At 71.9% G+C, this 26,014-nt stretch carries 28 protein-coding genes; 19 read left to right on the forward strand and 9 right to left on the reverse strand.

Annotation, left to right across the window (positions count from 1 at the left end; translation table 11 throughout):
* Positions 1 to 70 precede the first annotated feature (70 nt).
* The gene (locus tag BR98_RS19990) at positions 71 to 1,570 is read left to right on the forward strand and encodes an MFS transporter (protein WP_035846533.1); all 1,500 of its coding nucleotides are present in this window, start codon (positions 71 to 73) and stop codon (positions 1,568 to 1,570) included.
* 235 nt (positions 1,571 to 1,805) lie between these two features.
* On the opposite strand, the gene BR98_RS19995 is transcribed toward BR98_RS19990, so the two are convergent.
* Entirely contained in the window at positions 1,806 to 3,014 is a 1,209-nt protein-coding gene (locus tag BR98_RS19995) for an MFS transporter (protein ID WP_035846535.1), read from the reverse strand.
* Between the two features lie 164 nt (positions 3,015 to 3,178).
* Here BR98_RS19995 and BR98_RS20000 point away from each other — a divergent pair, with 164 nt between their 5' ends.
* Complete coding sequence (locus BR98_RS20000) at positions 3,179 to 3,739, forward strand: Uma2 family endonuclease (protein ID WP_035846537.1); 561 nt, start codon at positions 3,179 to 3,181, stop codon at positions 3,737 to 3,739.
* A 181-nt stretch (positions 3,740 to 3,920) separates the two neighbouring features.
* Here BR98_RS20000 and BR98_RS20005 read toward each other — a convergent pair whose 3' ends face one another.
* Positions 3,921 to 4,124 carry a cold-shock protein gene (locus BR98_RS20005; RefSeq protein ID WP_030235313.1) on the reverse strand — a complete coding sequence of 68 codons (204 nt, stop codon included), beginning with the start codon at positions 4,122 to 4,124 and terminating at the stop codon, positions 3,921 to 3,923.
* A gap of 347 nt (positions 4,125 to 4,471) precedes the next feature.
* On the opposite strand from BR98_RS20005, the gene BR98_RS20010 reads away from it, so the two are divergent.
* The 7 genes from BR98_RS20010 (at position 4,472) to BR98_RS20040 (ending at position 12,185) form a co-directional block, all read left to right on the forward strand.
* On the forward strand, positions 4,472 to 5,374 hold the full coding sequence (locus BR98_RS20010; protein WP_232247903.1) for a menaquinone biosynthetic enzyme MqnA/MqnD family protein: 903 nt from the start codon (positions 4,472 to 4,474) through the stop codon (positions 5,372 to 5,374).
* Positions 5,375 to 5,447: 73 nt separating this feature from the next.
* Positions 5,448 to 7,064, forward strand: a complete 1,617-nt coding sequence (locus BR98_RS20015; RefSeq protein ID WP_051969962.1) for a serine/threonine-protein kinase — start codon at positions 5,448 to 5,450, stop codon at positions 7,062 to 7,064.
* A gap of 96 nt (positions 7,065 to 7,160) precedes the next feature.
* On the forward strand, positions 7,161 to 8,873 hold the full coding sequence (locus BR98_RS20020) for a serine/threonine-protein kinase (RefSeq protein WP_035846539.1): 1,713 nt from the start codon (positions 7,161 to 7,163) through the stop codon (positions 8,871 to 8,873).
* 55 nt (positions 8,874 to 8,928) lie between these two features.
* Positions 8,929 to 10,149 (forward strand): cyclic dehypoxanthinyl futalosine synthase, encoded by a 1,221-nt coding sequence (gene mqnC, locus BR98_RS20025; protein ID WP_051969963.1) that lies wholly within the window; start codon positions 8,929 to 8,931, stop codon positions 10,147 to 10,149.
* Positions 10,149 to 10,676, forward strand: a complete 528-nt coding sequence (locus BR98_RS20030; protein ID WP_035846540.1) for an imidazolonepropionase-like domain-containing protein — start codon at positions 10,149 to 10,151, stop codon at positions 10,674 to 10,676. The genes mqnC and BR98_RS20030 overlap by 1 nt, the downstream gene beginning before the upstream one ends.
* Before the next feature lie 158 nt (positions 10,677 to 10,834).
* Positions 10,835 to 11,413 carry a hypothetical protein gene (locus BR98_RS20035; protein WP_035846541.1) on the forward strand — a complete coding sequence of 193 codons (579 nt, stop codon included), beginning with the start codon at positions 10,835 to 10,837 and terminating at the stop codon, positions 11,411 to 11,413.
* A gap of 79 nt (positions 11,414 to 11,492) precedes the next feature.
* A complete protein-coding gene (locus BR98_RS20040) occupies positions 11,493 to 12,185 on the forward strand; it encodes a demethylmenaquinone methyltransferase (protein ID WP_035846543.1) in 693 nt (230 codons plus the stop codon).
* A gap of 54 nt (positions 12,186 to 12,239) precedes the next feature.
* Here the strand turns inward: BR98_RS20040 and BR98_RS20045 are convergent, their stop codons facing one another.
* The gene (locus BR98_RS20045; RefSeq protein WP_198042247.1) at positions 12,240 to 12,713 is read right to left on the reverse strand and encodes a GNAT family N-acetyltransferase; all 474 of its coding nucleotides are present in this window, start codon (positions 12,711 to 12,713) and stop codon (positions 12,240 to 12,242) included.
* A gap of 102 nt (positions 12,714 to 12,815) precedes the next feature.
* Here BR98_RS20045 and BR98_RS20050 point away from each other — a divergent pair, with 102 nt between their 5' ends.
* From BR98_RS20050 to BR98_RS20080, 7 genes are read left to right on the forward strand one after another with little or no spacing between them, the layout of a single operon-like run.
* A complete protein-coding gene (locus BR98_RS20050; RefSeq protein WP_232247468.1) occupies positions 12,816 to 13,589 on the forward strand; it encodes an SCO2525 family SAM-dependent methyltransferase in 774 nt (257 codons plus the stop codon).
* A 27-nt stretch (positions 13,590 to 13,616) separates the two neighbouring features.
* Complete coding sequence (locus tag BR98_RS20055) at positions 13,617 to 15,452, forward strand: SCO2524 family protein (protein WP_035846545.1); 1,836 nt, start codon at positions 13,617 to 13,619, stop codon at positions 15,450 to 15,452.
* A 3-nt stretch (positions 15,453 to 15,455) separates the two neighbouring features.
* Complete coding sequence (locus BR98_RS20060; RefSeq protein ID WP_035846547.1) at positions 15,456 to 16,376, forward strand: SCO2523 family variant P-loop protein; 921 nt, start codon at positions 15,456 to 15,458, stop codon at positions 16,374 to 16,376.
* A 29-nt stretch (positions 16,377 to 16,405) separates the two neighbouring features.
* Complete coding sequence (locus BR98_RS20065; RefSeq protein WP_035846549.1) at positions 16,406 to 17,362, forward strand: SCO2522 family protein; 957 nt, start codon at positions 16,406 to 16,408, stop codon at positions 17,360 to 17,362.
* Entirely contained in the window at positions 17,359 to 18,333 is a 975-nt protein-coding gene (locus BR98_RS20070; RefSeq protein WP_035846551.1) for an SCO2521 family protein, read from the forward strand. The genes BR98_RS20065 and BR98_RS20070 overlap by 4 nt, the downstream gene beginning before the upstream one ends.
* Positions 18,334 to 18,361: 28 nt before the next feature.
* Positions 18,362 to 19,288, forward strand: coding sequence for a phospholipase D-like domain-containing protein (locus tag BR98_RS20075; RefSeq protein WP_035846553.1), 927 nt, complete (start codon positions 18,362 to 18,364; stop codon positions 19,286 to 19,288).
* 54 nt (positions 19,289 to 19,342) lie between these two features.
* Positions 19,343 to 20,626, forward strand: a complete 1,284-nt coding sequence (locus BR98_RS20080; protein ID WP_198042248.1) for a geranylgeranyl reductase family protein — start codon at positions 19,343 to 19,345, stop codon at positions 20,624 to 20,626.
* Positions 20,627 to 20,664: 38 nt separating this feature from the next.
* On the opposite strand, the gene BR98_RS20085 is transcribed toward BR98_RS20080, so the two are convergent.
* Positions 20,665 to 21,447 carry a hypothetical protein gene (locus BR98_RS20085; RefSeq protein ID WP_051969964.1) on the reverse strand — a complete coding sequence of 261 codons (783 nt, stop codon included), beginning with the start codon at positions 21,445 to 21,447 and terminating at the stop codon, positions 20,665 to 20,667.
* A 21-nt stretch (positions 21,448 to 21,468) separates the two neighbouring features.
* Positions 21,469 to 22,047: a TetR/AcrR family transcriptional regulator gene (locus tag BR98_RS20090; RefSeq protein WP_035846557.1), complete on the reverse strand. Its 579-nt coding sequence runs from the start codon at positions 22,045 to 22,047 to the stop codon at positions 21,469 to 21,471.
* Positions 22,048 to 22,216: 169 nt separating this feature from the next.
* On the opposite strand from BR98_RS20090, the gene BR98_RS20095 reads away from it, so the two are divergent.
* On the forward strand, positions 22,217 to 23,659 hold the full coding sequence (locus tag BR98_RS20095; RefSeq protein WP_051969965.1) for an MFS transporter: 1,443 nt from the start codon (positions 22,217 to 22,219) through the stop codon (positions 23,657 to 23,659).
* A gap of 18 nt (positions 23,660 to 23,677) precedes the next feature.
* Here the strand turns inward: BR98_RS20095 and BR98_RS20100 are convergent, their stop codons facing one another.
* The 4 genes from BR98_RS20100 to BR98_RS20110 form a co-directional block, all read right to left on the reverse strand.
* Positions 23,678 to 24,091: a hypothetical protein gene (locus BR98_RS20100; protein WP_051969966.1), complete on the reverse strand. Its 414-nt coding sequence runs from the start codon at positions 24,089 to 24,091 to the stop codon at positions 23,678 to 23,680.
* Between the two features lie 130 nt (positions 24,092 to 24,221).
* Positions 24,222 to 24,347, reverse strand: coding sequence for a hypothetical protein (locus tag BR98_RS42060; RefSeq protein WP_267886080.1), 126 nt, complete (start codon positions 24,345 to 24,347; stop codon positions 24,222 to 24,224).
* The gene (locus tag BR98_RS20105) at positions 24,344 to 24,550 is read right to left on the reverse strand and encodes a hypothetical protein (RefSeq protein WP_035846559.1); all 207 of its coding nucleotides are present in this window, start codon (positions 24,548 to 24,550) and stop codon (positions 24,344 to 24,346) included. Before BR98_RS20105 ends, BR98_RS42060 begins: the two co-directional genes overlap by 4 nt.
* Positions 24,547 to 24,855, reverse strand: coding sequence for a hypothetical protein (locus BR98_RS20110; RefSeq protein ID WP_157537850.1), 309 nt, complete (start codon positions 24,853 to 24,855; stop codon positions 24,547 to 24,549). The genes BR98_RS20105 and BR98_RS20110 overlap by 4 nt, the downstream gene beginning before the upstream one ends.
* Positions 24,856 to 24,976: 121 nt before the next feature.
* Here BR98_RS20110 and BR98_RS20115 point away from each other — a divergent pair, with 121 nt between their 5' ends.
* Together BR98_RS20115 and BR98_RS20120 are read left to right on the forward strand one after the other, a co-directional pair.
* Positions 24,977 to 25,819: a helix-turn-helix domain-containing protein gene (locus BR98_RS20115; RefSeq protein ID WP_035846563.1), complete on the forward strand. Its 843-nt coding sequence runs from the start codon at positions 24,977 to 24,979 to the stop codon at positions 25,817 to 25,819.
* An 8-nt stretch (positions 25,820 to 25,827) separates the two neighbouring features.
* Positions 25,828 to 26,007: a DUF397 domain-containing protein gene (locus BR98_RS20120; RefSeq protein ID WP_324606683.1), complete on the forward strand. Its 180-nt coding sequence runs from the start codon at positions 25,828 to 25,830 to the stop codon at positions 26,005 to 26,007.
* Positions 26,008 to 26,014: the final 7 nt, after the last annotated feature.

The following is a 26,014-nucleotide window of genomic DNA, read 5'->3' on the forward strand; positions in this document are numbered from 1 at the left end:
GCACACTGTTCCGCTGTGCGTACAGTGTTCGCAACGAAGGAACAGTGTGCGCAAGCCGGAAGGAAGTCCCATGGAAACCCGCAACCCACGTCGCTGGTGGATCCTGATCGTGCTCTGCCTCAGCTCGCTGGTCCTGGTGGTCGACAGCATGGCGCTGACCGTCGCGGTCCCGGCCATGACCCGCGACATCGGGGCCACGGCCCAGGACACCCAGTGGATCCTCGACTCCTACGTCCTGGTCTTCGCCGGCCTGCTGCTCACCTCGGGCAGTCTCGGTGACCGCTTCGGGCGCCGGAAGATCATGATCATCGGCCTGCTGCTCTTCGGAGCCGCCTCACTGGCCGCGACCTTCTGCACCAACCCCGGCGAACTGATCGCCGTCCGCGTGGTCATGGGCGTCGGCGGCGCGCTGATCATGCCGTCCACCCTGTCGATCCTGATCACCGTCTTCCAGGAGGACGAGCGCGGCAAGGCGATGGCCGCCTGGGGCTCGGTCTCGATGCTCGGCCTGGTCGGCAGCCCGGTGCTCGGCGGCGTGCTGATCGCGCACTTCTCCTGGCAGTCGATCTTCTTCATCAACGTCCCGGTCGTTGTGCTGGCCGTGCTGGCGGGCCTGACCCTGATGCCGGAGTCCAAGGGACCGTGGCGCAAGCCCGACCCGCTGGGCGCGGTGCTGTCCGCGGCCGGTATGACCGCGCTGATCTGGTGGATCATCGACATCCCGCAGCACGGCGCCTTCGCCGGCCGGTCGGCGATCACCCTGGCCGTCGCGGTGCTGGCCCTGGGCGGGTTCGTGGTCTGGGAGAACGTCACCCCCGCTCCGATGGCGCCGCTGGTCCTGTTCAAGAACCGCAATTTCAGCGGCGGCTCGCTCTCGCTGACCCTCGTTCAGATCGGCAACGGCGGCCTGCTGCTGGTCCTCACCCAGTACCTGCAGTTCGTCCTCGGCTACTCGCCGGTCAAGGCGGGCCTGGCCTTCGTGCCACTGGCGGTCGCCGCGCTGATCGGCAACAGCGCCGGCGCCGGCCTCGCCGCCAAGATCGGCAACCGCCTGCTGGTGCTGGTCGGAATGCTGGTGATGGCCTCCTCCTTCGCGCTGCTGACCACCGTCACCGCCGACAGCGGCTTCACCGTCCCGGCGGTCGCGCTGGGCCTGCTCGGACTGGGCGCCGGCCTGGCGATGCCGGCCGCGGTCGGCGCGCTGATGGGCACCATCCCGGCGGAGCAGGCGGGCGTCGGCTCCGCCCTCAACGACACCATCGGACAGGCCGGCACCGCGCTCGGCATCGCCATCCTCGGCTCGCTGCTGTCCAGCGGCTTCGCCCACCAGATGCCCGCCGGCACCTCCGACCAGGCCAAGCACTCGATCGCCGGCGCCCTGGCCGCCGCCCACGGCGACACCGGCCTGATCCACACCGCCCGCCAGGCCTTCACCGCCGCGATGTCCACCACCTTCACCATCAGCGCCGTCGGCGTCCTCGCCGCCGCCGTACTGGCCGCCCTGGTCATGCGCGACACCAAGCCCGAGCCCGCCGAGACCCCGGCCGAGGAGCAGGCGCTCGCCGCCTGAGCGGAACGAGTACGGAAGAAGGCCGGCGCCCCTGAGGGGGTGCCGGCCTTCTTCCGTACTCAATGTCCTAGCTGCACCGGTGTGACCCCCACGGCCAGTGGAAGTCCGTTGCCGCGGACCGGCAGCGGCGGACCGGGCGGGCTGGGCGGCGTGAGCGGCGGCAGCCGGACACCCGGTGGCCCGGTGTGCTGCGCGGGCGCCTACCGCCGGCCTCGGCGGGGTGACTGACAGGCAGTCAAACAGCGACCAGCGGCGCCGCGATCCGTGCGGCGACCGGCGGGACCAGGCGCCGGCGGGCGGCGAACAGCAGCAGGCCGCCGAGCGCCACCCCGCCGACCGAGCAACTGGCCACCGCGGTCAGCGAACTCGCCACCAGCGAGCCGGAGACGGCGTAGCCGAGCGCGTTGCCGGTGGCGAACAGGGTGACCAGCCAGGCGAAGGCCTCGGTCACCGTCCCGCTCGGGGCCAGCTCGGCGACCAGTACGAAGGCCGCCGCGAGCAGCGGGGCGAGCGCGAGGCCGGAGAGGAAGGCGAACCCGACCATCAGGACCGGGCCCGGCAGGGCGACCAGCGGCAGGTAGCAGGCGGCCATCAGCAGGCCGAGCGCCCAGGTGCGGGTGGCGGTGCTGCTGCGCCAGCGGATCGCACCGTAGCCGAGCGCGCCGAGCAGGCCGGCCAGCGCGGCGGTGGCGAGCAGCAGTCCGGCGCCGCCCGGGAGTTGGTGCGGGTGCTGCTCGGCGTAGGCGATGAAGAGGACGTTCTGCGCGCCGACCGTCCAGCCCGCGCCGGCCAGGCCGATCAACAGCAGCACCAGACCCGGGGACCGCAGCGGGCCGAGCAGTCCGGCGCCGTGCTCGCGCGCCGGAGCCTGCCAGCGGCGGGCGGGCGCGGCGGTGGCGACCACCAGGGCGCCGAGGAAGCCGAGGCCGGCGGCGGTCCAGAGGGCAGCGGTCGGGCTGACGGCGCCCGCGATCCCGGCCACCGCCAGCGGGCCGGCGACGTACAGGATCTGCTGCGAGGCGGAGTCGAAGGCGTAGGCGGTGTCGAGCTGTTCGGCCTTCACCACGTCCGGCCAGAGCGCCCGCAGGCAGGGCTCGAGCGGCGGCATGGCCAGCCCGGCGATCGCCGCGCCGCCGATCGCCGCGAGCGTGTTGCCGGGCGCCAGCGCGAGCAGCGCGTAGCCCAGTCCGGCGACCAGCGCGGAGCAGAGCAGCACCTTCGGCTGCCCGGTGCGGTCGACGATCCGCCCGAGCACCGGCCCGCCCACGGCGGCGGCGATCGCATAGGCGGCGGTGGCCAGGCCGATCCTGCTGTACGCCGTCCCGGCCTCGCGCAGCGCGAGCGCGATCACCAGGGCGGTCATGCCCGCGGGGAGCCGGCCGAGCAGGGTGCCGAGCAGCAGACGGGTGACGTGCGGGGCACGGAGCAGGGCGAGGTAGCCCACGGGGGTCTCCCGGGGTTGGGGGCGGGGCAGATTAACCAAGTTATACGTATAACTTGGTAGGTGCAACTAGGTCGGCGAGGCCCTGAGGTTCGCTCGTTGGGGTGAGGCGGGAACCGAGGCCACCATGCCGGGGCTACCTTGGCTGAGGATCTGAGGAGGAAGCCGTGGGCGCAACGGACAGTGCACGGAGCTACGAGGTCGGGGACCCGGAGGCGTCGCTGAAGTTCGCCATCCGGCACATCAAGGGTGATCGAACGCAGATCATCGAGGGGGTCATCGAACCTGTGTCGCCGAGTTGGGCCCACGAGTCAGCGGCCGACGTCATCCGCGAGCAGCTCGCCCAGCGGGTCCGGGAGCTCGACTGCCGGATGGGCTCGGGGGATCTGGACCTCCCCGGGAGCAGCAACTGGTACATCCCCGACATCGCCGTCGTCCCCCGTGCACTGGCGAAGGAGGCCGGCTCGCTGCTGCCTGACCAGACCCTGCTCGTGGTCGAGGTGACCTCGGACTCCAACGGCGACACCGACCGCGTGGTCAAGCGCCGTCGCTACGCCGAGTACGGCGCGCCGCTCTACCTCCTGGTGGACCGTCAGGAGCGGGCCTGCACCCTGCTCTCGGAGCCGGGGCGGCTCGGCTACACCCGGGCCGAGGGTCCGCATCCGTTCGGTACCCCGATCATCTTGCCCGAGCCGTTCGGCCTGGAGCTGCAGACCGGGGAGTTCTGAGCGGACGTCACCCCCCACGACGTCACCCCCCGACATCACCCGCACGGGGGAGCGAAACGGCAGGGGGCCCGCTCAGCGGGCCCCCTTGGTACTGCTAGTCGTGCTCGTGCGGCCCACGGGAGGGCCGTCCATGGACCCGGCGCGGGGCAAGGTCCTGAGCGATCAGGTGATCAGAGAATGATCAGATGGCGGTGACGTTCTCCGCCTGCGGGCCCTTCGGGCCCTGGGTAACGTCGAAGCTGACCGCCTGGTTCTCCTCCAGCGAGCGGAAGCCGTTCGCGTTGATGGCGGAGTAGTGGACGAAGACGTCGGGGCCGCCGCCCTCCTGGGCGATGAAGCCGAAGCCCTTCTCAGCGTTGAACCACTTGACGGTTCCCGTGGCCATGCCGTTCTCCTTGCGAGGGACGTGGTGGATACCACACCGTGTGGCATCCGGGTCCGCTGCGCTGATCGCCCCGCCTCCGGATGTGGGCCCGGAGTTTTTCGCATAATGCTGAAAAACTACAAAAAGCCCGCGGTTACATGCTCCGCAGGCTTCAAGTACTGCAAGGGGAATCAAACTGCAACTGAGTGAAACCGTAGCACGCAGGCGCGGGCTCGACCAGGGGTGTCTCGAGGTCCCCGAGGGGCGTGTCGGGGGTGTGTCGCGCGGGGGTCCTGCCAAGCGGTGACCGGCCCGGGCATACCCTGCGAAGACAGGACGAACGGGCAAGGGAGCACGCGGTGGCTGATCTGCTGGAACACGCCGGCGACACGGGAAGCACGGGAACCGCCGGGCCGCGCGCCCCCCGCCCCAGGGTCGGCCACATCCAGTTCCTGAACTGTGTCCCCCTCTACTGGGGGCTGGCCCGCACCGGCAGTCTGCTCGACCTCGACCTCACCAAGGACACCCCGGAGAAGCTCAGCGACCTGCTGGTCGAGGGCACGCTCGACCTGGGCCCGATCACGTGCGTGGAGTATCTGCGGCACGCGGACGAACTTGTCGTACTACCGGATATTGCGGTTGGCAGTGACGGCCCGGTGATGTCCTGTGTGATCGTCAGCAAAGTGCCACTCGGCGAGCTGGACGGTCGAAAGGTCGCGCTCGGCTCCACCAGCCGTACCTCGGTGCGGCTCGCCCAGCTGCTGCTGGAGGAGCGCGAGGGGGTCCGCCCCGAGTACCTCAGCTGCCCGCCGGACCTGGAGGCCATGCTGGCCCGGGCCGACGCCGCCGTACTGATCGGCGACCCGGCGCTGCGGGCCACCCTGGAGGCGGACCGGCACAGCGAGTACACCGTGCACGACCTCGGGTTGATGTGGAAGGAGTGGACCGGCCTGCCGTTCGTCTTCGCCGTCTGGGCGGCCCGGCGCGATTTCGTCGAGCGGCGGCCCGAGCTGGTGGCGGCCGTGCACCGGGCCTTCCTGGAGTCCCGCGACCTGTCGCTGCGCGAGGCCGACCAGGTCGCGGCGCAGACCGCCCGCTGGGAGGACTTCGACGCGGCGGTGCTGGAACGGTACTTCAGCCAGGCCCTGGACTTCTCGCTCGGCGAGCGCCAGCTCGCCGGCATCGCCGAGTTCGCCCGCCGGGTCGGCCACGACAGTGGTTTTGCCCCGGATGTGACGGTTCGTCTGCTCGAGGTCAGTCCGATCGTCTGACCGCTCGCTCAGGCTCGCCCCGAACGGGGTACCGTCAGCCCGCAGTTCGGGGACGGTACGGAGGGGCGGGACGATGGAGCCACTGGAGTCGGACGATCCACGACAGGTGGGCGGCTACCGGCTGCTGCGGCGCCTGGGCGCCGGCGGGATGGGCCGGGTGTACCTGGGCCGGACGGCCGGCGGGCGCACCGTGGCCGTCAAGCTGGTCCGCGGCGAGCTGGCCGAGGACGGGGAGTTCCGGGCCCGGTTCCGCCGCGAGGTCGAGGCGGCCCGGCGGGTCGGCGGCCGGTGGACGGCGCCGGTGCTGGACGCCGACACCGAGAGCCGCCACCCGTGGGTCGCCACCGGCTACGTCGCCGGCCCGACCCTCGGCGCGGCCGTGCGGGAGCACGGCCCACTGCCGCCGGACTCGGTGGCCGCGCTCGGCACCGGCCTGGCGCAGGCCCTGGTCGCGGTGCACGGGCTCGGTCTGGTGCACCGCGACGTCAAGCCGTCCAACGTGATGCTGACGCTGGACGGTCCGCTGCTGATCGACTTCGGCATCGCGCGCGCCCTCGACGCCGGCAGCACCAAGTTGACCCAGTCCGGGTACGCGATCGGCTCGCCCGGGTTCATGTCCCCCGAGCAGGCCCGCGGCGAGCCGACCGGGCCGGCCGGCGACGTCTTCTCGGTGGGCGCGGTGCTGGCGTACGCGGGCACCGGCATCGCGCCGTTCGGCGAGGGCATCAGCGCGGCGGGCATGCTGTACCGGCTGCTGTACGAGGAGCCGGAACTCGGGGCGCTCGACCCGCAGTTGCGGGTGGTGGTGCAGCGCTGCCTGGTGAAGGACCCGGAGCAGCGACTGACGCCGGCCCAGCTGCGGGACTGGCTGGACGCCGGCGGCGCGGCCACGGCGGTGCTGGGGCGGGCCAGCGGCTGGCTGCCGCCGGCCGTCTCGGCGGCGGTGGGGCGGCGGGCGGTGGAGCTGCTGGCGCTGGACGGTGGCCCGGCGCCGGCGGAGCCGACGGCGCTGGCGACCGTGGTGGAGCGCGCCGAGCGGCCGGCCGAGCCGGTGCAGCCGATGGCCGAGCCCGAACAGGCCGTCAAGCCGACCGTGCAGCCGCCTGATCCGGGCACCGTGCGGCTGACCCCCGCCCCACCCTCGGCGCCCCCGGCCTTCACCGTCCAGCACTCGCAGCCCCGGCACTCGCAGCCCCAGCACTCGCAGCCCCGGCACTCGCAGCCTCAGCCCTCGCAACCCCGGCGCCGGCGCGGGCCGCTGGTGGCCCTGGCCGTCCTCGTCCTGGCCGGCGTCACCGCGGGCGCCGTGCTCTGGGCCAACCAGCGGCAGAACGCGAACGGCACTCCGAGCGCCTCGCAGTCCACCCTCGTCGCCACGGTCCCGGAGGCGTTCCGCGGCCAGTGGCAGGGCACCCTCGGCAGCGGCACCGACGCCCGTGCGTTCTCGGTCGTGGTGTACCAGGGGCAGACCGGCCAGCAGGTCGCCACCGTCACCCGGGCCTACCTGGGCAGCCTCACCCACTGCAGTCAGGCCGGCGAGCTGGTGGCGGCGACCACCAGCCGGCTCGACCTCAAGGTGATCAGTGCCGAGGGCGCCTGCGAGTCGAGCACCGGCACTCTGGTGCTCGCCCTCGACGGAGACCGACTCCACTTCGACGGGGACGGCCTGGCCGGGGACCTGTCCCGGTAGGGAGGGCGCGGCGGCGCACCCGGTACGGTCGTCCCGGCCGGCGACGGCCGGCGACGGCCGGCGACGGCCGGCAGCAGGGCGGAGCGGAGGAGCGCGATGGAGCCACTGGAGGCGCAGGACCCGCGGCAGGTCGGCGCGTACCGGCTGCTGCGGCGGCTCGGGGCGGGCGGCATGGGACGGGTGTTCCTGGGCCGCTCGACGGGCGGGCGCACGGTGGCCGTCAAGGTGGTGCGCGCGGAGCTCGCGGACGACGCGGAGTTCCGCGCCCGGTTCCGCCAGGAGGTGGCCTCGGCCCGGCAGGTCGGCGGCCGGTGGACGGCGCCGGTGCTGGACGCCGACACCGAGAGCGCGCAGCCGTGGGTGGCCACCGGCTATGTCGCGGGCCCGGCGCTGGGAACGGCCGTGCAGCAGTACGGCCCGCTGCCCGAGGAGGCGGTGCGGGTACTCGGGATCGGGCTGGCCGGTGCGCTGGCGGCGGTGCACGGGCTCGGTCTGGTGCACCGCGACGTCAAGCCGTCGAACGTGCTGCTCGCGCTGGACGGGCCGCGGTTGATCGACTTCGGCATCGCGCGCGCCCTGGACACGGCTTCGCTCACCCAGTCCGGCTTCGTGGTCGGCTCGCCCGGCTACATGTCACCGGAGCAGGCGAACGGACAGCCGGCCGGCCCGCCGAGCGACGTCTTCTCGCTCGCCGCCGTGCTCGCCTACGCGGCCGCCGGGACGGCGCCGTTCGGCGAGGGGGTCAGCGCGGCCGTACTGCTCTACCGGGTGATCCACGAGGAACCGGACCTGGCCGGGGTGCCGGACGGTCCGCTGCGCGAACTGCTGGCGGCCGCGCTCACCAAGCGGCCCGAGGACCGGCCGACCCCGCAGGAGTTCGGGCAGCGGCTGGCCGCGCTGGGCCCGGCGGGGGAGGCGGCGACGGTCAAGCTCGGGCGGGGCGGCTGGCTGCCCCCGGCGGTGGCCGAGGCGGTGGCCCGGCAGGCGGTGGAGCTGCTGGAGCTGGAGCACGAGCCGCAGGAACCGGAGACGACCACCGGTGGCACGCCCGCCACGACCGAGCCCCGCCGCGCGGCGAGCAGCGGGGCGGGCGGTGGCGCGGGCGGTGAGGCAGGACATGGGGCGGGCGGTGAGTCGGGACGCGGGGCGAGAGGCTGGGCGCCGGCAGCCGTCGCGGTGGCGGCGGTGCTGGCGCTGGGCGGCGGGCTGCTGGCCTGGCAGCCGTGGGCACCCGCGACGCCGAAGACGCCGTCCTCGGACAGCGACAGCCCGACCGGGACGCCGACCGAGACACCCACCAGGGGCGCGGCCGGGGGCGCGACCGACAAGCCGACCGAGCAGTCGTCGGACAGCCCGACTGACACCTCGTCGGACTCGCCGTCCGCGACCGACATCGAAACTCCCGCGGCCCCGCCGTCCCCGGGCCCGAGCACCCCCGACGCGATCCCGGCCGCCTTCCTCGGCACCTGGTCCGGCCTCGACAGCACCGCCACCCTCGGCCAACTGGTCGGCGAGACCACCACCGTCACCATCCGCCCGGCCGCCCTCGGCGCCGAGAACGCCACCAGTCTCAACACGGCCTCCGGCGGCCTGCTGAGCATCACCTGTGAGGGCGCCTGGAAGCTCACCTCGGCCGGCCCGCGCAAGCTGGTCTTCAGCTCCCGCCTGGTCCGCGAGAGCGGCAAGGGCTTCTGCTCCGGCGGCTCCAGCACCGAGCAGTTGGAGCTCAACGCCGACGGCACCCTCACCTACACCTCGGTCGACAGCGCGGCCGGCAACCCGACGGCCACGCTGCACAAAGTCCGCTGAGCGCCCTGGCGTAGGCTGGTTCGGTCGTACCCTCTGGAAGAAAGTAGGCCGCCAGGTGACCGAGCTCGCCGCGCCCCACGCCGCGCCCAGCACCGACCTGCAGGCCGTCCTCGACCGGGCGGCGGCAGGAGGGCGGATCAGTGCCGAGGAGGCGCTCGAGCTGTACCGCTCGGCGCCGCTGCACGCGCTCGGCTCGGCGGCCGACGCGGTGCGCCGCCGCCGGTACGCGGGCACCGAGCACATCGCCACGTACATCATCGAACGCAACATCAACTACACCAACGTCTGTGTGACGGCCTGCAAGTTCTGCGCGTTCTACGTGCCGCCGAAGAGCGAGAAGGGCTGGTCCCGGGACCTGGACGAGATCCTGCGCCGCTGCGCGGAGACCGTCGAGCTGGGCGGCACCCAGATCATGTTCCAGGGCGGCCACCACCCGGACTACGGGGTGGAGTACTACGAGAAGCACTTCTCGGCGATCAAGCAGGCCTTCCCGCAGCTGGTGATCCACTCCCTCGGCGCCTCCGAGGTCGAGCACATGGCGCGGATCTCGGGCGTCTCGGTGGAGGAGGCGATCAGCCGGATCCACGCGGCCGGCCTGGACTCCTTCGCCGGCGCCGGCGCCGAACTGCTGCCGGAGCGCCCGCGCAAGGCGATCGCCCCGCTCAAGGAGTCCGGCGAGCGCTGGCTGGAGATCATGGAGACCGCGCACCGCCTCGGTGTCGAGTCCACCTCCACCATGCTGATGGGCACCGGCGAGACCAACGCCGAGCGGATCGAGCACCTGCGGATGATCCGCGAGGTGCAGGACCGCACCGGCGGCTTCCGGGCGTTCATCCCGTACACCTACCAGCCGCAGAACAACCACCTCAAGGGCTCCACCCAGGCCACCGTCTTCGAGTACCTGCGGATGATCGCGATCGCCCGGCTCTTCCTCGACAACGTGGCGCACATCCAGGGCTCCTGGCTGACCACCGGCAAGGAGGCGGGCCAGCTCTCGCTGCACTACGGGGCGGACGACCTGGGCTCGGTGATGCTGGAGGAGAACGTCGTCTCGATGGCCGGTGCCAAGCACCGCTCCAACCTGACCGAGCTGATCCACCTGATCCGTGCCGCCGGGCGCACCCCCGCGCAGCGCTCCACCACCTACCAGCACCTGCGGGTGCTGGACGACCCGGCGAACGACCCGGTGGACCCGCGGGTCGCCTCGCACATCGCCTCCACCGCGCTCGAGGGCGGCACCGCGCACCCGGAGCTGAAGATCCTCTCCGCCAACTGATGCTCACGCTGCATCGGGCCGGGGACGCGGCGGTCCTGGTGCGGGACGACCGGATCGCCGGGCTCGGCCCGTACCAGGAGTTGGCCGCCGCGCACCCGGACGCCCGGGTGCGCGAGTGGCCCGGGGCGAGGATCACCGCCGGGCGGGTGGAGCCGGACGCCGTGTGGCTGTTGGAGCACCGCTACCACCCGGACCCGCGCGAGGAGCTGGGCACCGAGCCGGTGGCGCTGCCGGACGGGCTCGACGAGGGCCACTACGGCGGGCTGGGCGGCAGCGCCCGGCGCGGGTTGCAGCGGCTGTTGGCCGGCGGGACGACGGCGCTGGTCGGCCCGTTCGAGCAGCCGGCCGTGCGGGCGGCGGTGCGGCGCTCGGGGCTGCGGGTGGTCGACTCCACCGCGCACGGGTCCGCCGCGTTCGAGTGTGTACCAGCGATCGGGGAACGAGCGGATTTCGCCGTCTTCGATGCCGTGGAAGATCACTGTCTGGCAACCGTACTGGCCGGTAGGCTCGTCTTTCGGCGCCGCTGACTGTCCGTCGGGCAGTGCGCGGAAGGATCGTCAGCACTCGAACTCCGTTTCACCGCCGATGGCCTGATCCCCCCTCGCCGTGACCTGAGGGGCCGCCAGCGGTTACGATCCCGGTCGGTCCCGCGTACCCGTCCCCGGAAGCCAGGTCACCCCAGCCCATGCGATCCCCGACCCCGTCCGTCGCTCCCCGGATCGGCCGCGGCTGGTACCTCGCGGCGGTGCTCAGCGCCGTGGTGGCGCTCGGTATGTGCCTGCTGGGCTGGCGGCAGACCGAGTTGGCCGACAAGATCGGCGCCGACCCGGTCCGGGTCGAGGGCACCATCACCCAGCTTCCCGGCGGCAGCGCCAGCTACAGCACCGTCAGCTACCAGGCGGACGGTCAGCACCGCACCGCGGCCGACCTCCAACTCCCGGCCGACGCCAAGGTCGGCGACCCGATCTGCCTGGAGCACGCCGCGACCGACGCCGGCGCGGTGCGGCTCTGCGACCAGAAGTACCCGCAGGCGGCCGGGATCCGGCTGGCCCAGATCAGCGTGCCGGTGGCGCTGCTGGTCTGCGGCCTGTGCGTGCTGCGGATCCGCCGCCACTTCCGCAGCGCGGCGGCGTTCACCGGGCGCACCCGGGTGGTCGCCACCATGGCGCTGGCCACCGAGGCGCTGGCCGACGGGATGCCCGCGATCACCCACGGCAAGCGCTCCCGCCGCCGCCACAAGAGCGGGCGGCGAGCCCTGCGATAAGCATCCTGCGGGCCCTGCGGGAGGCATCCCGTAGGGCCCTGCGCCGAGGCTGACGGCGGCAGGGTGAAGAATGGGGTGCGTGACCCGAGCCAACCTGGACAAGCAGCCCCACGAAGTCGCCGCCATGTTCGACGACGTCGCGGCCAAGTACGACCTCACCAACGACGTGCTCTCGCTCGGCCAGGCCCGCGCCTGGCGGCGGGCGGTGGCCGAGGCGGTGGCGGCTGCCCCCGGGGACTTGGTGCTCGACCTCGGGGCCGGTACCGGCACCTCCTCGCTGCCGTTCCTGGCGGCGGGCGCCAAGGTCGTCCCGTGCGACTTCTCGGTCGGGATGCTCAGCGAGGGCAAGCGCCGGCACCCCGAACTCCCGCTGACCGCCGGTGACGCCACCAGGCTGCCGTTCGCCGACGGGTCCTTCGACGCGGTGACCATCTCGTTCGCGCTGCGCAACGTGCACGACACCGACGCCGCGCTGCGCGAGATGCACCGGGTCACCAAGCCCGGCGGCAAGGTGGTGATCTGCGAGTTCTCCACCCCGACCTGGACCCCGCTGCGCACCGTCTACACCGAGTACCTGATGCGCGCGCTGCCGCCGGTCGCCACCCGGGTGAGCAGCAACGCGGACGCGTACGTGTACCTCGCCGAGTCCATCCGGGCCTGGCCGGACCAGGCCGCGCTGGCCGCGAAGCTGCAGCAGGCGGGCTGGACCAAGGTGGCCTGGCGCAACCTGACCGGTGGCATCGTCGCCCTGCACCGCGGTTTCAAGGCCTGAGCGGCCCGAGCGGCCTGCGCGGCCCGAGCGGCCTGCGCGGCCCGAGCCGCCCGATCAGCCGCCCAGCGTCAGCTGCATGATCAGCCGGTCGTCCCCGGGCCCGAAGTACGACGGCCGGTGCCCCAGCACGGAGAAACCGAGCGACCGGTAGAGCTTGATCGCGATCTCGTTGCCGGGCTCGACGCTCAGTCGCAGCTCGGCCACCCGGTCGGCGGTGAGCAGGTCGATGCTCTCCTCCATCAGCCGCCGCCCGTGCCCGAGGCCGCGGGCGTGCGCCACCACGCCCAGGCCCAGCACCCAGCACTGCTGGTGGTCGGGTGCGGTGGCGAGCAGCGAGTAGCCGGCGAGTTCGCCGCTGTGGTCGAGCACCAGGAACCGGGAGCCGTGGACTTCGAACAGCTGGCGCAGCACGAAGAACGGATAGGGCTCGTCGGTGAAGATGGCCTGGTCGATGAGGCTGAGCCGATCGAGGTCCTGTTCGCTCGCCAGTCGAACGATCGCTGACTGTCGCTGAGTTGATCGACGCACTGGTTCTCCTCCAGCTCGTGGCACATCAACTGCCTTACCCCTACGCTAAGCTGACACCCGTTTGGGCGATAGCCGCGTGCACTCGGGGGGCGTTAACCAGCCGTGGATCTCATCTCTGGCCTCGACGAAGAGGCCCAGACGAACAGCCAGGCACCCTGGGACAAGTTCGACGCGAAGGACTACTTCAGCCACAACTACCGCACCCTTCGCGAGGACGACCGGCAGATCCTGGCTGCCGTCCGAGACCACTTCGGTGCGCTGCTGGCGGCGAGCGGGGCGACCGGGCTGCACGGGCTGGACCTGGGTGCCGGCACCAACCTGTACCCGGCACTGGCGATGCTGCCCTGGTGCTCGGCGATCACGCTGTTCGAGCGGGCCCCCAAGAACGTCGACTGGCTGCGCAGCGAGATCCAGCAGTACGGCACCAACTGGGACGAGTTCTGGCAGGTGCTGACCGAGCACCAGGCGTACCAGGGAGTGGCGGACCCGCGCGCGCGGCTGAAAAGCGCCGCCGATGTGCGCCCCGGTGATCTGTTCACCGAACTTCCCGAGGGCGGCGCCGACATCGGCACCATGTTCTTCGTCGCCGAGTCGCTCTCCACCTCCTACACGGAGTACCGCGGCGCGATCGACCACTTCGCCCGGGCGCTGCGACCTGGGGCTCCGTTCGCGGTCGCGTTCATGGAGAACTCGGTCGGCTACGAGGTCGGCACGCACACGTTCCCGGCCTGCAAGGTCGGGCAGTCCGACGTCATTGACAGTCTGCAGGGTTACGCTGACAGTGATCTGACGGTCAGTCGGATCGATGTCCCGGGGCAGCCGCTGCGGCCCGGCTACACCGGAATGCTGCTCGCGCTCGGACGGATGCGCGACTGACCCAAACAGGCAGAACCGAGGTGGGACGTGCGGATCAAGCCACGCCAGCAGCTGCTGGAGATCTGGGAGGCGGTCGCCGACCAGCTGCAGCACCACGGCCTGGAGCACGCGGTGGAGGGCACCGAGCCCAACAGCGTCAGTGAGACCGAACGGCTGCTCTGCCTGCTGTATCCGGCCACCGAGGTGCCGGCGCTGCGCCTGGACGTGCCGGACGAGACCGCGGACGACGTGCTGGCCGCGCTGCGCAAACTCGGCGACAGCGTGGAGATCCCGCGCGCCCTGCTGAACGGCATCACCGAGTACTTCGACCGGAACACCGTCGGCGGCGCGCCGGTCTTCGCGGGGGGCGACTACTACGACTCCTACGAGCCCGGGGTGGAGGTGACCGAGGAGCAGCGGATGCTCGGCGTGGTCGACTCCTACTCGCTGTCGATCACCCTCTGCCTGGCCACCCTCGGCTTCCTCAAGGTGTTCAGCCGCGGCCTGAGCCGCCCGGACCTGCGCCGCCGCGCGGACGAGCTGGCGGCCGCCACCAATGTGCGGCTCTCCGCCGCGATGGTCGCCCTGCTGCGCAGTTTCTCGGTGAGCGCCTTCGAGGTGGACTCGCCGGAAGGCCGGTCGCTCTGCTCGCTGCTGAACCGCTCGGGCGAGTCCAACCGCGTGGTGGTCGAGCAGTTGCAGCGCCGGCTGCGGCCGCTGCGCGCCACCATCCGCGACTACTTCACCATCGGCCTGACCTCCACCGACGCGCTGGAGAACGAGAACCTGCTCTTCGAGTGCGGCTGGTCCTGGGGGATCGTCGACGGCGCGCCGCCGATCCAGACCAGCGAGGAGGTCGGCCCGCAGGAGCCGGGGCTCGCACAGGACGCGCCGTACCTCTACTTCACCGTGGTGGCGCTGGACGGCATCGCCGACCTGTTCTCCGACCGCACCCTGACCCTCGGCCTGCTCAACGAGGAACAGCAGCGGCTGGCCCAGGCGCTGCGGCTGCGCTGGGAGCTGACCCAGCGGTACTGGTCGGCGCTGGCCCGGTTCGACGACCAGGCCTGGCCGCTGGAGAACATTCCCTGGCGCACCACGGACCGTCAGGAGTCGCTCTACTTCAGTCTGCTGGTCAGTTCCATCCTGGTGCAGGACCTGGTCCGCCGGCGGGCGCCGGACACCGACCTGGCCCGTACCGTCGCGGTGCTGGAGGAGCTGGCGGTGCGGTCCAAGACCACCCGTCGGATGGTGCCGGGGGACGCCGCGCTGGCCCTGCACAGTCCGGGGGTCGGGCTGACCCTGCAGGGCAGCGAGCGGCTCGGTCCGCTGCTGCGCTGGTCGGTCACCGACTTCTCGGCCCAGCTGCTCAAGCGCACCATCCAACTCGGCGGCCTGTCACAGAACATCACCTCGCACGACCGGCTGCTGCGGCTGGCCGAGTCGGTGATGGACCACCTCTGGGAGCGCCGGATCGGCTCCGGGGAGAACGCCAAGCTCTGGGACGACCTGAGCCCGGTCTCGCCGGACGTCGAGGAGCACGGGCAGGTGCTCTCCTGGTCGATGACCGAGCGGATGGTGGAGGCGCTGATCGCGGCCGCCAACCTGATCGAGCAGACCCCGATCCGCAGCTCCCGACTGACCGAGCTGGCCACCGACCTGCTCAGCGAGGCCGACCACCTGTTGGACAAGGAGGTGATGGAGGCCTCCGGCGGCGGGTTCGTCTCGGTCCTCAACACGCTGCGCCAGTCCGAGGCCAGGCTGCAGCGGGCCCGCCGGCTGCTCCGTGACCGGCCGGGCACCGCCTGCACGCTGGCCCTGCAGGTCCTCGCCTCGCTGGACGAGTTGGCCGCGGCGCGCCGCACGGCATCCCGGGGGTACTGAGCCGTGCTGATCTTCGCGACCTCGGACAAGGGCGGCACCGGTCGCTCCGTGACCAGTGCCAACGTCGCCTACCGCCGCGCCCTGGACGGCGACGACGTCTGCTACCTGGACTTCGACTTCGGCTCGCCCACCAGCGCCGCCGTCTTCGACGTGCCGACGGCGCTGCGCGGCGTCGACGAACTCGGCCTGCACTCCTACCTGCGCGGCGAGGTGGCCGAGCCGCGCCGGGTGGACGTCTGGGCCGAGTCGGAGAGCCCGGCGCTGCGCCCGCGCCCGCCCGGCTCCGGCCAGCTGGTGCTGCTGCCCGGCGACCGGGGCGGCGGCGAGTTCGTGCTCGGCCCGGACATGGTGCGCCGCTGCGTGGACCTCTTCCTGCGGCTGGAGGAGGAGTTCGAGATCATCCTGGTCGACCTCAGCGCCGGCCGGTCCTACGCCGCCCAGCTGGCGCTGGAGGCCACCTCGCTGCCGGAGTTGGCCCAACTCACCGCGCGGTGGCTGGTGTTCCACCGCTGGACTCGCCAACACATCATCGCCGCAGCCGGGTTGGTCTACGGCGAGCGGGGAATCATGGCAACCGGGACGTCCCGCGGACACGACGAACAGCAGATGCGGGAGTCCATCCGGTTCGTCAGAGCGGCCGTGCCGGATGCCAGATCGCCGATGTTCACCGACCTGCGCCCGGCCCAGGCGCAGTGGCTGAGCATCTGCCACGACGAGCTGACCAAACTGGCCGCCCAGTACCGCCTGGGGCCCTCCAGGACCCTGGGCACCGTGCCGCTGGACCCGGTGCTGCAGTGGCGCGAGCAGCTGATCACCGACGACGACGTACTGCTCAGCCAGGTCGCCAACCTGGAGACGGCGCAGGCCTTCGCCGACCTCGCCGCCGCGCTGACCGACCAGCCGCGCTGGGAGTCACCGCTGTGAGCTGGGGCTGAGGGGGGGGAGGGACGGCACTGATGGACACCACTTTCCGGGAGGCATCCGCCGACCCGCGCACGACAGCTGTACCACTGGCCCATCTCTCGCTGGAGCTGGGCCACCTCTACATGGACGACTTCGCGGCCGGCCCGGCCCGCCTGCGTGAGCAGTTCGCCCGGGTCCGGCCCTGGGCCGACGCGGCCCGGCTGGCCTGCAGCGCCCCGCCGGGGCGCCGGCCGCGGATCAGCACCTGTTTCCTGGTCGACGACTACTTCACCCGGTTCTCCTCGCCCGCCGAGGTGGTGCCGCAGATCATCGAGCAGGCCGCCGAGTCCGGCCTGGTGATCGACTACCTGGCGCGCGAGTCGGCCTGTGCCGAGGCCGGCCAGGTGCGCCCTGCCCAGCTGGTCGAGGCCCGGCTGGTGCAGTCCCCGCCGCCCGGCAGCAACGGCTCGCGCCCGCCCGCCACCGAGTCCGGCTGGCTCAGCAACGGCGAGCGCTCACCCGCCGACGGCCTGGCCGAGGCGATGATGCCCACCGCCGGCTGGCAGCCGCCGCGCGAGATCGAGGCCCGGCGGCACTCGGTCTTCCTGGACGTCGAGCTCTGGGACGAGCAGCCGGGCCGGCGCACCTGGTCCTGCCCGTTCCTGGCCGCCGTCTGGCAGCTGCTGCGGCTCGGCCTGCTGCGCGACCAGGGGCAGGAGGTGCTGCGCCCGGTGGCGCGCGCCGACGCCTTCCCGGGCTCCTGGGACGAGCTGCCGCCGCTGCTGCGGCTCAACCCGGGCGCCGCGCCGTTCGCCGCCTACCGCACCGTCTCGGTGCTGGCCTCCCGGTTCCTGCCGATCGAGCACGCGGTCAAGGTGATCCTGGACCAGTGGTCGCCGGAGGAGGCGGTGCTCGGCCAACTCGCCGAGCGGGCCCGGCAGGAGGGGGTCAGCCTGCCGGAGGACGTGCGCGAGCGGGTCGGCTACGTCTTCCACGGTCCGTCATGACCGCCGGGCTGCTGCTGGGCGAGGTGCGGACCGGCCTGCTGCAGCACTCCGTGGAGCTGCCGCGCGCCGCCGCGCTGCAGCTGCTGCACCTGCGCCACGGCGAACGGGTGCGCAGCTCCAGCCGGCCGAACAGCCAGGTCCGCTCGGCCGATCTGCTGACCGGTGTGGACTGCCCGCTGCCCACCGGCTCGCGGCGCGCGGTGCGCGGGATCGGCACCGCACTGGCGCACGCCGTGCTCACCGAGGGCCGGGTGCTGCAGGCCTCGGTCCGGGTGCGGATCGGCGGACCTTCCGAGGCGGGCAGCAGCAGTCTGCGGCTGCCCTGGGGCCACTACCTGGCCCGCCCGGGCACGGTGGAGCCGACCGGCCCGTGCGGGCTGGACGACCTGGCCGAGGGGTTCCTGGCCGCCGACGCGCCGTCCGGTTCGCTACTGGACCTCGGTGCGATCGCCGAGCGGCTGCTCACCGACCTGGGCAAGCTGACGGACCTTCAGGGCCGACCGCTGGTGGACCGCCGGGCACCGTTCCGCTCGCGCCGCACCCGGCTGCTCTGGACGGCCGTCGAGGGCAGTCAGGCCGGCGCTCACTTCACCATCGAGGACGGCACCCTGCGCACCCTGCGGCTCACCCTGGAACGGGTGGACCCGGTGGCGGTGGCCGCCTTCTGCGAGGACCTGGCCCTGCACGACTGGCTGCTGACCACCCTGGTCCAGCTGATCGAACGCAGCGGCCTGGGCTCGGCGCCCGGCGCCGAGCCCGTACTGCGGCTGCGTCCGGCCGTGAACCACCTGCTGCACCTGTGGATGCCCGGGGCCCGGGTGGACCGGGCGCTCGCCCCGGTCTGGGGGGACCTGGAAACGAGCCCGGGCTTCTCCCGACAGTGGGCGGTGGCCGTCCAGCGCATCCGCGACCAACTCGCGCTGCAGGCCGTCGGCCTGTCCGCGCACTCCTACCAGGGGACTGATCGATAGTCCGACCAGAAGTACCGGGGGGCTCCACATGGCACACGTACCGCCGCTGCTCCGCAAGATCCTGACCACCACGCTGTCCGGTGGCGCCACACTGACCATCACCCTGCTCAGCAAGCAGCAGACGATCACCAGCATCAACCTGTCCGTACTGGTCGGCGGGGTGGCGCTGCTGATCGAGTTCCTGCTGGAGTTCGAGGCCCGGGTGGCCTCCGTCGAGGCGACCGTGGAGGCCCGCACCAAGGACATGCAGCGGATCGTCGACGAGGGCTTCGTCCGGGTCGGCAAGGCCACCGAGCTGTTCGAACGGCTGCGCAAGTCCCAGCTGGGCAACGGCGCGATGACCCAACTGGTGGACAACGCCTCGGGACTGGGCACCGACAGCCCGGCGATCGTGCTCGGCTTCGCCCAGCGCGAGCTGCTCCGGACCGCCAAGCTGCTGCGCGACCTGCAGACCGACCAGGCCGCCTACGACGGGGAGGACCACGACTGGCTGCTCACCCTCACGCACAGCGCCGGCGAGTCGATCGACGCGATCAGCACCGCCGTGGACATCGGCTTCTGGAGCACCGAGCTGGGCCGCCGCTACTTCGACGCCCAGCGCACCGCGGTCAGCCGCGGGGTGCCGGTGCGCCGGGTCTTCGTGCTGCAGAGCGCCGACGAGCAGACCGTGGACGAGATCCACCGGGTGGCCCACTACCAGGCGAGCCAGGGAGTGAACGTCAAGATCGTGGCGGTGCGCGACCTGCCGACCCAGGCCCGGCGGCCGATGTCCGACTTCATCCTGTTCGACGGCGGGATCAGCTACGAGGTCAGCAGCGACGCGGTGGGCGGCCCGTTCGAACCGATGGTCGCCAGCACCATGCTGGTGCTCAGTCCGCAAACGCTGACCAGCCGCAAGCAGCGCTTCGCCTACCTGTGGGACGTCGCTCAGTCCGTCACCCAGCCCACCCCGTAGACTGCCGAGGACCGTTCAGCTGAGCCTTGGCAAGTGCTTTGGAGTGTGCCCATCGTGACCGAGAACGCCGTCGAGAGCGCTGCCGACGTCATCGTGGTCGGCGCCGGCCCGGCTGGCTCGGCCACCGCGTACTACCTGGCCCAGGCCGGGCTGGACGTACTGCTGCTGGAGAAGACGGAGTTCCCGCGCGAGAAGGTCTGCGGCGACGGTCTGACCCCGCGCGCCACCAAGCAGCTGGTGGACATGGGCATCGACGTGTCCACCGAGAACGGCTGGCTGCACAACAAGGGCCTGCGGATCATCGGCGGCGGGGTCCGGCTGGAGCTGGACTGGCCGGAGCTGTCCTCCTTCCCGGACTACGGACTGGTCCGCAAGCGCGCCGACTTCGACGAGATGCTGGCCCGTCAGGCCGAGAAGGCCGGCGCCCGGCTGTACGAGAAGTGCAACGTCTCCGGCCCGGTGCTGGACGACCGGACCGGCCGGATCACCGGCGTGACCGCCAAGCTCGGCCCCGAGAAGCGCGAAGTCGTCTTCCACGCCCCGCTGGTGGTCGCCGCCGACGGCAACTCCACCCGGCTCTCGCTGGCCATGGGCCTGCACCGGCGCGAGGACCGGCCGATGGGCGTGGCCTACCGCACCTACTTCACCTCGCCCCGGGCCAGTGACGACTACCTGGAGTCCTGGCTCGAGCTGTGGGACACCCGCGGCCGGGAGAAGAAGCTGCTGCCCGGTTACGGCTGGATCTTCGGGATGGGCGACGGCACCTCCAACGTGGGCCTGGGCATCCTGGACTCCTCGCCGGCCTTCGGCGAGCTGGACTGGCGCGAGGTGCTCAAGTCCTGGTGCGCCTCGATGCCCGCGGAGTGGGGCTACACGCCGGAGAACATGACCGACCCGATCCGCGGCGCGGCGCTGCCGATGGCCTTCAACCGGCAGCCGCACTACACCCGCGGCCTGCTGCTGGTCGGCGACGCGGGCGGCATGGTCAACCCGTTCAACGGCGAGGGCATCGCCTATGCGATGGAATCCGGCCAGCTCGCCGCCCGCACCGTCATCCAGGCGCAGGCCCGGGTCACCGCCGGCGGCCGCGAGCGCGCCCTGCAGGCGTACCCCACCGTCCTCAAGGACGTCTACGGCGGCTACTACACGCTCGGCCGCGCCTTCGTGAAGCTGATCGGCAACCCCAGGATCATGCAGATCGCCACCCAGCGCGGCCTGACCCACCCGATGCTGATGCGCTTCACCCTCAAGCTGCTCGCCAACCTGACCGACCCGCAGGGCGGCGACGCGATGGACCGCATCATCAACGGCCTGGCCAAGGTGGCCCCGAACGCCTGATGCCCCGAACGCCTGACCCGCCCGGTCTTTGGTGACCTTCAGCGGCCGGTCGCCGACTCCCAGTAGTTCGGGGTGCGCGGTGGCCGGGTCCGCAGGTCGGCGCGGACCTGCTGGGACAGGCGCAGGGTGTCGCGGCGGTTGAGGTGGGCGCCCAGGGCCGAGCCGAGCAGGAACGGCGCCAGCGAGGGGAGCTTGCGCAGCGAGCCACGGGCCAGTCGCCGGCTGACCTGCACGCGGACCCTGGCGCCCGCGCCCATGGTGAGGACACCGGTGGGCTTGAGCAGGCTGATGCTGTTGATCCCGCGTCGCTGGGCCCAGGCGCCGAGGTAGGCGGTGGTGCGGTCGAGCGTGCTGCCGATGGCGGCCTGGCCGTAGACCTCGTGCAGCTCGGCGATCAGTTTGACCTCGACGGCCGCCACGGCGAGCAGTTCCGCCGCCAGTTCCGCCGTGATCGCGGCGGTGGGGACCACGGCCGCCGCGCCGACTCCGGCGCCGATCGCGGTGGTGGCCCGGGCGGCGCCGGTGACCAGGCGGTCGGCCAGCTCGTCCGGGGTGCGGGCCTTGGGGTGCTGGCGGCGCAGGGTGGCGAGGTCGCGGACGGGGATGCGCGGGGCGGTGGCGAGCAGCCGGTCGGCGAGGAACTGGCCGCCGGCGCTGGTACCGCGCACCGCGCCGTGGGTCAGGGTGCGGGCGAGCCGGCGCACGCCGACCCGGGCCGGGACTTCCGGGCGTTCCTCAGTGGCGAGTTCTCCCGCCAGCTCGGCGAGCTGCTGCTCGGGTTCGACCGGCTCGGTGCGCGTGCGGCTGCGAAGAATTCCCATGGTCACCACTCACCCTCTGGTTCACCTTCTGCTGCGGACCCCGTCCAGGGCGATACCCAGAACCCGGTCACGTTGCCCCTCATCGGGGAACGCGACCGAGCTGATCCCCGATACCAGCCGCAGCAGGTCGTCGATGCCGATGTCGGCCCGGACCTCGCCGGCCTGCTGCGCCCGCTCCAGCAGCGGGGAGCCCGCGTCGTACATCGACTGGCGGCAGGCCAGGAAGACGTCCGTCTCCTCACCGGCCAGCGCGTCGCGGATCGCGCGCTTGGTCTGGGTGTAGGCGACGAACCGGCGCAGCCATTCGGCCAGTGCCGGCCACGGCGGCTGCTCGGACAGCTCGGCGGCGAGCAGGCTCAGCTCGTTGACCTCGTTGGCGTAGACGGTCTCGAAGAGGTGCCGGCGGGTGGGGAAGTTGCGGTAGAGGGTGCCGATGCCGACGCCGGCGCGGCGGGCGATGTCCTCCAGTGAGGCTTCGGCGCCGTGCTCGGCGAAGGCCTCGCGGGCGGCGGCGAGCAGCGCGTCGAAGTTGCGGGCGGCGTCGGCGCGGCGGGGGCGCTGGGCCGCGAGGAACTCGCTGACGACGACCTGTTCCGGCACGGGGACCTCGCTTCGGGTGCTTCCGGTTGAACCGGAGGGATACCTCCGCTAATCTGGAGGCATGCCTCAACTTTAGCAGTGGGGCTCCTTCCTTGCCTCCCGTGCGTCTCTTGCACGCCTGTCTCCGCCTGTCTCCGCGTGTCTCCGTTCCGCGTCCAGAGAAGGTCCGATGAACCGCCAATCAAGCCCGTCCAACCGCCTCACCTTCGGCGTCCTCGCCACCGGTGCGGGGGTCTTCGCCCTGCTCCAGTCGCTGATCACGCCCGCCCTGCCGACCGTCCAGCACGCCATGCACACCTCGCAGGCCACCGTCACCTGGGTGATGACCGCCTACCTGCTCTCCGCCTCGATCTTCACGCCGATCCTCGGCCGGGTCGGTGACCTGGTCGGCAAGAAGCGCACGCTGGTCGCGGCGCTGATCGCGCTGCTGGTCGGCTGCCTGGTCGCCGCCGTCGCCCCCAACATCACCGTGCTGATCGTGGCCCGGGTGATCCAGGGCATCGCGGGCGCGCTCTTCCCGCTCTCCTTCGGCATCATCCGGGACGAGTTCCCCGCCGCCCGGGTGCCCAGCGGGATCAGCAACCTGTCCGCCGTGATCGCGGTGGGCAGTGGCCTCGGCATGGTGCTGGCCGGCCCGATCGTCGCCGCGCTGGACTACCGCTGGCTGTTCTGGTTCCCGGTGATCATCGTCGCGATCACCGCGTTGATCGCCCACCGCTACGTCCCCGAGTCGCCGAGCCGGACCGAAGGAAGCGTCAACTGGCTTGGCGCCGTGCTGCTTTCCGGCTGGCTGGTGGCACTGCTGCTGCCGATCAGCCAGGCCTCGAAGTGGGGTTGGGGCTCCACCGGGGTGCTCGGCCTGCTCGCGGCGGCCGTGCTGCTGTTCGCCCTCTGGGCACTGGTCGAGGCCCGCTCCCGCAACCCGCTGATCGACCTGCGGATCATGCGCCTGCCGGCGGTCTGGACGACCAACACGGCCGCGCTGCTCTTCGGCGGCGGCATGTACGCGGTCTGGGCGTTCCTGCCCGGTTTCGCGCAGACCCCCGCCTCGGCGGGCTACGGCTTCGGCGCGAGCGTGACCGGTGCCGGGCTGCTGATGCTGCCGATGCTGGTCGCCATGTTCGTCTCCGGCGTGCTGAGCGGCCGGCTGGCCGGCCGGTTCCCGGCGAAGGCGCAGCTGGTCAGTGGCGCCGCGTTCGGCGCCCTGGCCTGCTCGATGTTCGCCGCCTGGCACGGCACGCAGTGGCAGGTCGCGCTGGCGGCAGGAGTGTTCGGCCTCGGTATCGGCCTGGCCTTCGCCTCGATGAGCAACCTGATCGTGGGGAGCGTGCCGGCCGCCCAGACCGGTGCGGCCACCGGCATGAACGCCAATATCCGCACCATCGGCGGCTCGATCGGCGCCGCCCTGATGACCAGCCTGGTCACCGGCCACCTGCAGGCCTCCGGCCTGCCCTACGAGTCGGGCTACACCAACGGCTTCACGCTGCTCGCGGTGTTCTGCGTGGCCGCCGCGCTGGCCGCGCTGCTGGTGCCGAACCGTGCCCGCCGGGTCGAGGGCGCCTCGCCGGTCGAGGTCGCGCCGCTCCCGCAGCCGGAGCGCGTCCGCAGCTGAGCCGGCGGGGGGCTGAGGTCAGCCCCCGCCCGCTCGGCCGAGGGCCCGCAGGACGGCGGGCACCTCGTGCGGCATGACGGCGACCAGCGCCGGACCCTCGGCCGAGGCGCACTCCACCACCTTGGCGCCGGGGTTGACCCGCCACCAGTCGCGCGGCGAGGCGGTACGCACGGTGGGCTCGGGCCCGCCCGGGTCGGTGTACAGGACCACGGCGGCGTGGCGCCGGGAGGCCGGCTCCCAGACGACGGTGGGCCCGCCGAGGGCCAGCCGCCCGCGCCGCCAGCGGGGCCGCTGCTGCGACGGCAGCTTGAGCGTGCACCGGACGCTGATCGCGGAGCCCGGCGTGAAGGCGAAGGACTTCACCCGGCGCCGGCCCTGGATCACCCACCCGGCGCCCGCCGCGACGATCGCATACCCCACCAGTTCGAACACAGTCCCATTGAAGCAGCCGGGGCGCCCCGGGGGACGTGCGTGCGCCGTAAGTGTCCGGTAAGCGAGGGGACGGGCACCCCCGTTGAGTGACCGGCTACTCCATGGCGGGCGCCCCAGCTCGCTTCTCTGCTCAGGGGTGGAGGGTGAGGGTGAGGATGATCGCCGTGAAGGGGAGCAGGGCGGCGAGGGAGATCCCGTAGGCGAGGGTGCGTTGGTGGCGCAGGAAGTCGGGGTGGTCGACTTTCTGAGCCTTCACGCTTCCCGGCCGGCGCGGCGGAGCGCCTCGGCGAGCTGCAGGATCTCGACGGGGTGCAACGGGCGGAACTGGGCCATCACCGTACCGGCATTGGTGATCCGCCAACCATTGGAGAGGTCCCCGAGGTCGAGCCCGGCCGCCACCAGGGATTCGGTCAACTCGGCCATGGCGGCGAGGGCTTGGCGGTGCGCTTGGAAGTTCACGCCGGCTTCACCAGCCACTTCGCATCCACGTCCCACTCGGCGCCGCCCCGCTCGGGGCGCAGGTAGACGAGCGAGCGGTAGCGGTCCATCACCACGCCGTGCCGCTGGTTGAGCGTGTCGAAGACCAACTCGCCACGCCGGGTGGGGGAGTGGGGGAGGTCCGGCGGAGTCTGGTGCTCGGAGGGGCGGACGCTGGGGTAGGCGGGCGCGAGGCGCACGCGGAGCTCGGGGCGGCCGCCACAGTCGGCGGGGCAGTCGCACTCGGGGAGGCCGCGCTCCAGGGTTCTGGGCTGATTAGTAGTCATGGCTGGCTCTCTGTCACTTCGGTGGGGGGATCTCACCATCCGTGCATCAAGCGTGGCGCTCTGCAGCTACTCTCGCCAGGGGGGAACGATTCAATCTGGTGGTTGTGAATGAGGAGGGGCGATGCCGGCGCCCAAGGAACTGGATCCGACGACCTCCCTGCCTGCCTATCTCGGCGACCTTGTACGCAGGTTGCGTCAGGCAAAGGGGCTCTCGCAGCGGGAGCTCGGGCAGTTGTGTTTTGTCGCGCACACCCGGATCGCGCAGATCGAGTTGGCGACGGATCCGCCGAACTGGGATCTGGTGAAGCTGATTGACGCGGCGCTTGAGGCGAAGGGGGCGGTGACCAGCCTCTGGGTGCACTTCAACGGGCCCGTCATGGACTATGCCAAGGTGTTCCTGCTCCGGCAGGCGCAGGCCAGGATGATCCAGGAGTATTCCCCGGTCATCCCGGGCCTGGCGCAAACGGAGGCTTACGCGCGGGCGATGCTCACTGCGGGGGAGGGTCTGTTCGGTGATGCCACGGTGGAGGAGACGCTCCCCGGCCGCCTCGCCCGGCAGGAGATCCTCAAAGGTCAGAATCCGCCTTGGTATCGGATCACTTTGCATGAATCGGCTCTGCACCTGAACATCGGTGGCCGCGACGCGATGTGCGGTCAGTTGGCACACCTGCTGAAGCTGAACGAGCGACGCAGGATCGATGTGCAGGTGGTCCCGTTCGGTTCGCTCGATCCCACTGCCGTGAACGGGTCCTTGTGCCTACTCACCATGGAGGATGGTTCTCGAGCCGCTTATACCGAGGGGTTCAACATCGGTCACTACCTTGAGAGGCCGGAGGACGTCACTCGGATGGCCCTCATCTACGATCGGGTGCAGGCTGCCGCGCTTCCCCCGGACTTGTCGGCTGCCTTCATCAAGAACGTGATGGAGGAACGGTACGCATGGGAACTGCCGCCTTTGACCTGAGTCACGCTGTGTGGCGGAAATCGAGCTACAGCGGCTCAGCACCGGACAACTGCGTCGAGATCGCCACCGGCATCCCCCACCTCGCCCCCGTCCGCGACTCCAAGGACCCCGCCGGCCCGGCCCTCCTCTTCCCCGCCCCCGCCTTCGCAGCCTTCCTCGCGGGGCTGAAGACCGGGGACCTGAAATAGCTCATAG

Origin of the sequence: Kitasatospora azatica KCTC 9699 (assembly GCF_000744785.1) — a bacterium.
Lineage (GTDB): Bacteria > Actinomycetota > Actinomycetes > Streptomycetales > Streptomycetaceae > Kitasatospora > Kitasatospora azatica.